At 36.5% G+C, this 9,290-nt stretch carries 7 protein-coding genes; all 7 read left to right on the top strand.

Annotation, left to right across the window (positions count from 1 at the left end):
* The first annotated feature begins 405 nt into the window (after positions 1–405).
* Positions 406–627 carry a DUF2795 domain-containing protein gene (locus N2Z72_00035; protein MCX7696066.1) on the top strand — a complete coding sequence of 74 codons (222 nt, stop codon included), beginning with the start codon at positions 406–408 and terminating at the stop codon, positions 625–627.
* A gap of 97 nt (positions 628–724) precedes the next feature.
* A complete protein-coding gene (locus N2Z72_00030) occupies positions 725–1,810 on the top strand; it encodes a PHP domain-containing protein (protein MCX7696065.1) in 1,086 nt (361 codons plus the stop codon).
* A 59-nt stretch (positions 1,811–1,869) separates the two neighbouring features.
* Positions 1,870–2,949, top strand: a complete 1,080-nt coding sequence (locus N2Z72_00025) for a glycosyltransferase family 4 protein (protein MCX7696064.1) — start codon at positions 1,870–1,872, stop codon at positions 2,947–2,949.
* A 180-nt stretch (positions 2,950–3,129) separates the two neighbouring features.
* Positions 3,130–3,837: a YebC/PmpR family DNA-binding transcriptional regulator gene (locus N2Z72_00020; protein ID MCX7696063.1), complete on the top strand. Its 708-nt coding sequence runs from the start codon at positions 3,130–3,132 to the stop codon at positions 3,835–3,837.
* Between the two features lies 1 nt (position 3,838).
* Complete coding sequence (locus tag N2Z72_00015; GenBank protein MCX7696062.1) at positions 3,839–4,621, top strand: alpha/beta fold hydrolase; 783 nt, start codon at positions 3,839–3,841, stop codon at positions 4,619–4,621.
* The gene (sppA, locus tag N2Z72_00010; protein ID MCX7696061.1) at positions 4,618–6,381 is read left to right on the top strand and encodes a signal peptide peptidase SppA; all 1,764 of its coding nucleotides are present in this window, start codon (positions 4,618–4,620) and stop codon (positions 6,379–6,381) included. Before N2Z72_00015 ends, sppA begins: the two co-directional genes overlap by 4 nt.
* Positions 6,382–6,552: 171 nt before the next feature.
* Positions 6,553–9,290 (top strand): PKD domain-containing protein (locus N2Z72_00005; protein ID MCX7696060.1); only part of this gene is annotated, 2,738 nt, incomplete at its 3' end.

The raw sequence follows: 9,290 nt of genomic DNA, 5'->3' as shown, positions 1-9,290 counted from the left end.
TCCGATGATATCGTCACATTGCTGATTTATATTTTAATTATAGCTTTGATTTTAACCTTGATTTCTCTCATTTTACCACAGTTTGTCGAAATTCTCATTGCTGTTTTTTTGATAGCACTTTTAATCCTTTTGATCCTGTATGTAGGAAATAACTTGTAAAAAAAGTCAATGCCTTTTTATTTTCTCAAACATAGTTTTTTTGATAAGTGAAAGCTTTTTCATGTGTCTATTCTCTTTAAGAATATATTTGAGAAATTTTTTCACTATCTCATGGGATTATTTTACGCAGTATTTTTTATGGCCAACATTAGTTTATTTTCTATTATTTGTTTATAAAAAACTAAGAATTTCTTTTTTTTCATAAAAATTTGCTAATTTTGCACGCTTTTAAAAAGGAGGGGCAATATGTATTGGACATTGGAATTAGCATCCAAATTAGAAGATGCTCCATGGCCCGCTACAAAGGCAGAATTGATAGATTATGCCATCCGTTCGGGAGCACCCAAGGAAGTGCTTGAAAATCTTTATGAAATTGAAGATGAAGAAGAAGTTTTTGAAAGCATTGAAGACCTTTGGCCCGACTACCCAACCAAAGAAGATTTTCTCTTCAATGAAGACGAATACTAACACTTGTTTGGGATCTTGAAATCTTTTATCTTTTCAAGCAATCAAATATTTATCATAAATAATTGCGTGAGTTAAAGCTTTATTATTTTTGAAAAAAATGAAAAATTTAAGAGAGAGAAAAAATTTTTTTTCCTTACTATTTATATTCCTTTGTGTACTCTTTTATGCTCAACCCAATATTAAGCTTCCCAACATTGAAGGATACTTAACTCTAAAGGCTGATTTCCATATGCATACAGTTTTCTCTGACGGCTTAGTTTGGCCAACTTTTCGTATCGAAGAAGCTTATCGAGAAGGCATTCAAGTCATATCCATGACAGAACATGTCGAATATCAACCCTTCAGTAATTTCGTCAAAGGCGACTTGAATAAAAGTTATGAAATCGCCAAAAAACTTGCTGAAAAATATGGTATCATCCTTCTACTGGGGGCAGAAATAACCCGTTCTATGCCCCCGGGCCATAGCAATGCCATTTTTCTTAACGATGCCAACAAACTTCTCACAGAAAATTATCGCGATGCCTATGAAGAAGCTAAACGACAAAATGCATTTATTTTCTGGAACCATCCTTGCTGGAAAGTTCAACAGCCCCTCAATGTAAAATGGTGGGATCAACATACTGAACTCTACGAAGCTGGACTTTTGCATGGCATCGAGATTGTAAATGGAAACGATTATTGCGAGGAAGCTCATCGTTGGTGCCTCGAAAAAAACCTGACCATGATTGGAAATTCCGATCTTCATTTTCCTTCATGCTTTGTTTACTCTGATAAAGAACATCGACCTCTAACAATTTTATTTGTTAAAGAAGCTACAAAAGAAGGTTGCTATGAAGCTCTCCAAGCTAGACGGACCCTCGTTTTGCATAAATACAATGTCTATGGATTTAAAAATATTCTCGAAAATTTTATTAGAGCATGTATCCAGGTTATTGAGATAAACTATCAAAAGAAAAAACACATAGAAATTATCATTCAAAATCATTCGTCAATTCCATTCCAACTTTTTTTCCCTGAACTTTCTCCAAAAACGTATACGATTTCTGAAGGAAAAAATTCGATTTCTATTTCAGCTAAAAACCGAACTACTCAAAGAATAGACTCTTTGGATATTATCATAAAAAATGCCTTCCCCGAACCGAACGTAAACCTTCATTTAACTTATCATATCAATAATCCTTAAAATTGATTTTTTTTTGAAATGATTGTTTCTACTTTTGAACCAAAGGAGATATCTAAATTATGAACCGCATTTTACACTTAGACACCGGTCCAGAATGGCGTGGAGGTCAACGACAGGTATTGTTGCTTCACGAAGGACTTCTGCAGTATGGGTTTGAAAGTCATCTCGCAGCCTATCAGAAAGGTGTTCTTTTTTCAAGAAGTTATCTAAACGTACTACCCATTCCATCTAGAAATGAATTTTCATTGAGATCTATCCTGACGCTCAGCCATTATATCCGCCAACTCAAACCTCAAATTGTTCATACTCACGACGCTCATTCATTGACGTTAGCTTTGTTTGCCAGTTATTTTACCCCTTCATTTATATTAATTAACACAAGAAGAGTCGACTTTCCCGCCATTAAAAACAGATTCAGTAAATGGAAATATAAACATAGCAAATTGAAGGTCATAGTATCTGTTTCTGAAGCCATTAGAAAAATCCTCCTCAGAGAAGACATTCAACCCGAAAAACTTGAAGTTATTCATAGTGGCATCGAACCTATTGACCCGGAAAAATTTTCTTGTCCAATAGAACTTAAAAAAGTAAATTCCAAGGAAGGTGTCATCTTTGGTTGTGTTGCTAGTTTTGCCGATCATAAAGACCATTTTACACTGATTAAAGCATTTGATCTCGTGTATCAACAACAGCCGAATACATACCTCGTTCTTGTGGGGGATGGAGAACTTCGAAAACAAGTCGAAGCTTTTGCAAGACGATTCAATTGCTATAATAATATCGTTTTCACAGGATTTAGGGACGACGTGTATAGCATGTACAAATGCTTCGACGTTTTTGTTCTTACTTCAAAAGAAGAAGGATTGTGCACAGCACTCTTGGATGCCATGCAATTTGGCCTACCTATTGTAGCTACCCACGCAGGTGGAATTCCGGAAATTGTACATCACGAAAAAAATGGTCTCCTTTGTGAGATTAGAAATCCATCTGATATTGCCCAAAAGATGCTATTACTTGCAAAAAACAATTCTTTGCGAATACAGCTAGGGCAAAATGGAAAAAAAATGGTAAAAAACTTTTATTACGATTCCATGATTTCCAAATACATTTCACTTTACGAAAAACTTCTAAAAAAATAAACCAGAATCCTCTTACGTTTTTCGGGTTGATATGTAATATTTACCGCAAGTGTGTAGCTATATCCTTCAAGACCCATCTTAGAAAATGGACATAGAAGACTAAGTTTGCAGAGATTTTTATTTTAACATGTAAATTTTGATTAAATTTGATGTACATTTGTTGGAAGATTTGAAAATCCTATGGGAAGAGCATTCGAGGCCAGAAAAGAAAAGAAGCTCAAGCGTTGGAGTAATATATCCCGATTGTTTACCCGGTATAGCAGAGAAATTTATATTGCAGTCAAAGAGAATGGACCTAATCCTGAATACAATGCCAAGCTGCGCGCTATCATACAAAACGCGCGTAGTGATAACATGCCCAAGGAAAACATCGAAAGAGCTATTAAAAGAGCCTCAGAAAAAGACGCAACGGACTATCAGGAACACATTTACGAAGGATATGCACCTTTTGGAGTAGCTGTTCTCATTATATGTGCGACTGATAACCACATCAGAACAGTGGCTAACTTAAAAAGTTATTTCAACAAATATGGTGGCAATCTTGCTGTAAGTGGTTCTGTAAGTTATTTATTCGAAAAAAAGTGTGTATTTATTATACAAAGTGATATTCAAAATCTAGAAGATTTTGAACTGGAACTTATCGATTATGGTGCTGAAGAAGTATTTAAAAATGAAGATGGTATTCAAATTTATGGAGATTTTTCTTCTTTTGGAACGCTTCAGAAATATCTTGAAGAAAAAAAATATCACATTGTAAAAGCTGATTTCGACTATATTCCTATGGAACTTAAACATCTTTCACCAGAACAACAAGCAACTGTCGAAAAATTAATCGACAAAATCGAAGAAGATGACGATGTTGTAAGAGTTTTTACCAATATGGCTTAAAATGAATAAAGATTTTAACTTTATTGTTGAAGGGAGTGGAAAACCCATCGTTTTTGTTCATGGTTTTGCAGAAACCAAACATACATGGACATTTTTGATCAATGAACTGAAGAATTATTGTTGCTGTTATGCAATTGATTTACCAGGTCATGGAGACGCTCCTTTTTTAAATCCTCTTACCATCCAAACAATGGCAAATCATGTAGCTAAATTCGTCGAATCATATATTCAACAAAAAGTTTTTATAGCGGGACATAGCATGGGCGGGTATGTAGCACTTGAAATGGCTCATTCCTTTCCTGAATTAGTAAATGGAATAGGTCTTATCAATTCTCACGCTGCTCGTGATACTGAAGAAACCATTAGCGCTCGAAAAAGAACCATCGAAATCATAAAGCATGATCGTTTTAGCTTCCTCGGTTCTTTCATTGAAAATCTTTTCTATGAACCCCTAAAAGACAAATTACAACCGACCATTCAACAATTGATAGAAATCTCCTCTAATATAAGCAAAGAAACTTTAATTGCAACCCAGGAAGCCATGATGAACCGCCAAGATCATCTCGAACTCCTTTTAAATGCACCTTTTCCATTCGTTTTTGTTTTAGGTAAGCAAGATAGCAGGATTGATTTCAGTAGAGTACTCGGACAAACCATTTTACCTAAAGTGGCTTATTGTCTTTTTCTTGAAAATTCAGCTCATATGAGTCACATTGAGTATCCACGAGAAGTATCCTCCATCATTAGAAGTATTTTGGAATTTCTTAAAAACGATAACCCATGAAAGATTTCTGGAAAATGTTTTTAGCTTCTTTACTTGGAAGTATGATTTCATGTTTAACCATCCTTTTTTTGTTCTTTTTTATCTTAATCGTAATTACAACTGAAATAAGTAGCTTGTTTTCTATTAAAGAAGTTGAAGATGTTAAAAGTAATAGCATTCTCATCATTAACCTTGATCAAAAAATTGTCGAACAATCATCCGATGTTTTTTCATCGTTCTCTTTATTAGAAGATTTATCATTGAACTCCGTTCAGCTTCTTTCGTTGATTAAAACCATTGAATACGCAGGATATGATGACAATGTCAAAGGCATACTTTTGTATGTATCATCTCCCGATGCAAATTATGCAACGCTGCAAAGTATTCGAAAAGCACTTGTGAATTTCCGCCAAAGAGGAAAATGGGTGATTGCATATGGACATTCCATGAATCAGAAAGCCTATTTTGTAGCAAGTGCTGCTAATAAAGTTTTTTTATCTGAAAATGGAAATCTAGAATTAAAAGGACTTCACCTACAACTTCTCTTTTTTAAAAAGGCTCTTGAAAAGCTAAACATCGACATGCAAGTGGTCAGGCATGGAAAATTTAAAAGTGCCATAGAGCCTTTTGTATATGAAAAAATGAGTCCTGAAAATCGTATTCAGTACGAAGAACTTGCACGCTCAATTTGGAAAACATTAGCAGATTCTATAGCATATGCAAGAAATATTCATGTTGCTGAAATAGATAGAATCACAGATGAACTCCTTGCATATCCTGCAAAATCAGCTCTAAAATATAAACTGATAGACAGTCTTCTTTACTTTTCAGATTCTAAACCTTATTTAAATATGCTTCTTCAAATCGATGACTTGAATTTTATTTCATTTAAAGACTATTTTCACCACGTAAAAGAAGATGTTTTCAAAATAAGTTCTGAAAAAATAGCTATAATTTACGCGTTTGGTGACATCGTGAATGGATATGATTATGAATATGGTTCAATCCCAGGGCAATATTATGCCGAACTCATCAATAAACTTGCTCGAGATGAGTATATCAAAGCTATCGTTTTACGAATAAATAGTCCTGGTGGTGATGCCATGGCTTCAGAAGCTATTTGGCATGCTATTAAAAAAGCAAGCGTTGTCAAACCTGTGGTCGTATCTATGGGAGATTATGCCGCAAGTGGTGGATATTATATTAGTTGCTCGGCAAATTATATTTTCGCTGAACCTACTACCATTACTGGTAGCATTGGTGTTTTCGGACTTATTCCTAACGTTAAGAAACTTTTTAATGAAAAATTGGGTATAACCGTCGACGAAATCAAAACTCATCAACATAGTGATTATATTTCTATCTATAAACCACTTTCGAGTTTTGACATGAAATTACTGCAGAAAGAATTGGATAATATTTACCAAAATTTTATCAAAGCTGTCTCTGAAGGAAGAAAACTTCAACTTCATTTCGTAGATAGTATAGCTCAAGGTAGAGTTTGGACAGGTTTAGATGCATATAAACTTCACCTCGTTGATACATTGGGAAGTTTGCAAGATGCTATCGAAAAAGCAGCCTCACTTGCACAATTACAAGTTTATTCCATCACCGAATATCCCAAAAAAGTCTCATCATTTGAAAAATTACTTGAAAATATTGACCTTGAAAATAGATTTACTAACTTTTTTCCATCATGGTTTACTTTTTTGCAACATTATGTAGGCTTTAGTGGTAAGATTTGGATTGCTAAACCTCCTTATGATATAGAGTTTAACTGATTTTTCTGAATTTTATAAGAGCTGTACATAGATAAAATCGTAACAAATATTATCCTTAATTTAGGATGTTAACTAAATGTTAACCTAATTTTTTGTATTAATTCATAAAATGTAATTATTTTCCATTAAACTAACTTTTATCTTTAATGTCAAAATAAAAATTTAATTAAAATGATTAATAAATCTGTGCTTTTTGTTTTATATGTACTATTTCTTTCAAATTTAGTTTACAGCCAATGTCCTGCTCATGCCAACTTTAAATTCCGAAGATTATGTTCACAAAACAGAATTGATTTTACTGATAGTAGTTACATTGTGGGGACGGGCGACATTGTTTCATGGGTATGGGATTTCGGAGATGGTAGCCCCCAGTATAATGGAAAAAACCCACCTGTTCATAATTATCCTTCAACAGGTTGTTATAACGTCAAACTAGTTGTAACTGATTCATCGGGGTGCAAAGATAGTATCATCAAATTAGTATGTGTAGATCCTTTACCAGTAGCAAATTTTTCATTTCCAAATAATCAATGTTCTGGTAGTTCAGTTCAATTCACTTTTACTGGGACAGGAGTAGGATTAACGTACAATTGGGATTTTGGTGATGGAAATACTTCTACTTTACAAAATCCTAGTCATGTTTTTCGCTCTTATGGCTGTGGCAACGCCGTATTTAATGTTAGATTACGTATTAGAGATCGAAATGGGTGTACAGACCAAATAACCATTCCTGTAACCATACGCCAGCAACCAAATGTATCATATTGGGAAGAACATAATTTTTTATTTTGCCATAGTGATTCAAACAATCTAAGTGACACTGCTAGAATCTATAATTTTTCTCCATCCTATGGATGCATCACACATTACACTGTTAATTGGGGTGATGGATCACCTAGTCAAACTTTTACTCCTGCTCAATTTTCGAGTTTTATTCCAATTGAACATAGATACACTCGTTTGGGATACTATACCATTGCAATAACTGCATATGGTTCAAATGGTTGTCAAATAACTACTTACGATACTGTTATCTTGGAGACAGCTCCAATAGCTACTGTGGTCGCTCCACCCATAGGTAACATTGGCTGTGCTCCCTTAACTTTTTGTGTAACTAACAATAGTAGTAACATATCTAGGACAACACTTATGACTATTAACTGGGGCGATGGGATCATTGACACCTTGCCTTTTACTTCTGTTGGTCAACAAGTATGTCATACTTATACTCAAACTGGATGTAACAATGGTGTGATGAATTCTTACACTATAACACTCACTGCCCAGAATGTTTGCGATTTTACTCAAAATACATTTTCACCCATTAGAGTTTATCAACCTCCTCAAGCTAGATTTAACATCGCAGATGATTCAATTTGCCTTGGACAAAGAGCAACATTTATCAATATCTCTCTCCCTAATAGCTGTGCTAATCCCTCAACTACGCGGTATTTTTGGGATTTTGGTGATGGAACCACCTTTGGACCCCACAGTGTTCCATGGTTTTTAAACCCACAACAAGTAGTGAACCACATGTACACAGATACTGGAACATATGTTGTTACATTAACTGCATGCAACAACGCTGGAGGTTTACAGCCGGGATGTGGCTGCACTCAATTTCAAAGAAGAATTTTTGTTTCTCAAACTTTTGCTGAATTTAGATACGATACTGTTTGCTTCGGTGATACTACCCATTTCTTCGATCAAAGTTGGGCACCAGGTGGACATATCATTGCATGGACCTGGAATTTTGGTGATGGCTTTACAAGTACTCAGCAAAATCCAACTCATGTTTACAATAATTGGGGTGATTATAATGCATATTTAATTGCTAGATCTAACTTAGGATGCGAAGACACAGTATGGCATATTGTTCACGTTGATACACTTCCATATGTAAATTTTACTGCTCCAACAGTTTGTTTTGGTGATAGTACCCCTTTTACTAATCTTTCTCGTGGCAGAGGGGCTAATATTGTATATTATGAATGGTGGTTCGGTGACGGAGACACAGCTTACAATGTCGTTAATCCAGTACATTATTACGATGCCCCAGGAACATATGTTGTAACATTGATTGCTATCGATGATAAAGGTTGCAAAGATACAACAAGTAGATCTGTCATAGTAAGTCCCTTACCCATCGCTAACTTCCGCTCCGATACCGTCTGCGAAGGCTCACCCACCAACTTCACTAACCTCTCCACAGCCCCATTCGGCACCATCACCTCCTACCAATGGAACTTCGGCGATGGAATAGGTACATCTAACCTGCCAAACCCATCCTATACCTACCCAGATAGCGGAACCTACAACGTCCAACTCATCGTCCAAACCAACATCGGCTGCCGCGACACCATCGTCAAAACCGCCTACGTCGCACCTTATCCACAAGCTGACTTCACCTTCGACACAGCTTGCTTCGGCTACCCCACTCACTTCACCAGCACACCTCAAGGCTTCGGCTGGCCCATCCCCTCCTACCAATGGAACTTCGGCGACGGCAACTCCAGCTCAGCCCCTAACCCATCCCACCTCTACGCAAACCCAGGTACGTATAACGTCCGCCTCATCATATCTAATCCCTTCGGCTGCCGTGATACCATCATACACACCGTAACCGTCTACAGACCTCCTATCGCAGAATTCTCCTACGACACCGCCTGCCTCCACGACTCCACACACTTCCTTAACCAATCCCTCCCCACCGACAACCCCATCGCCTCCTACCTCTGGAACTTCGGCGATGGCAATAACTCCACCTTCACCAACCCAACCCACCTCTACAACACCAGCGGATCCTATACCGTCACCCTCTACGTCTCCGACTCCTATGGCTGCCGCGACACCATCTCCCACACCGTCCCTGTTAGCCCACCTCCCATCGCTAACTTCCGCTCCGATAC

The organism is Bacteroidales bacterium (assembly GCA_026418905.1).
GTDB lineage: Bacteria > Bacteroidota > Bacteroidia > Bacteroidales > DTU049 > JAOAAK01.
The sequence above is the reverse complement of the archived record's forward strand: the minus strand, read 5'-3'. Positions and strand labels throughout refer to the sequence as shown.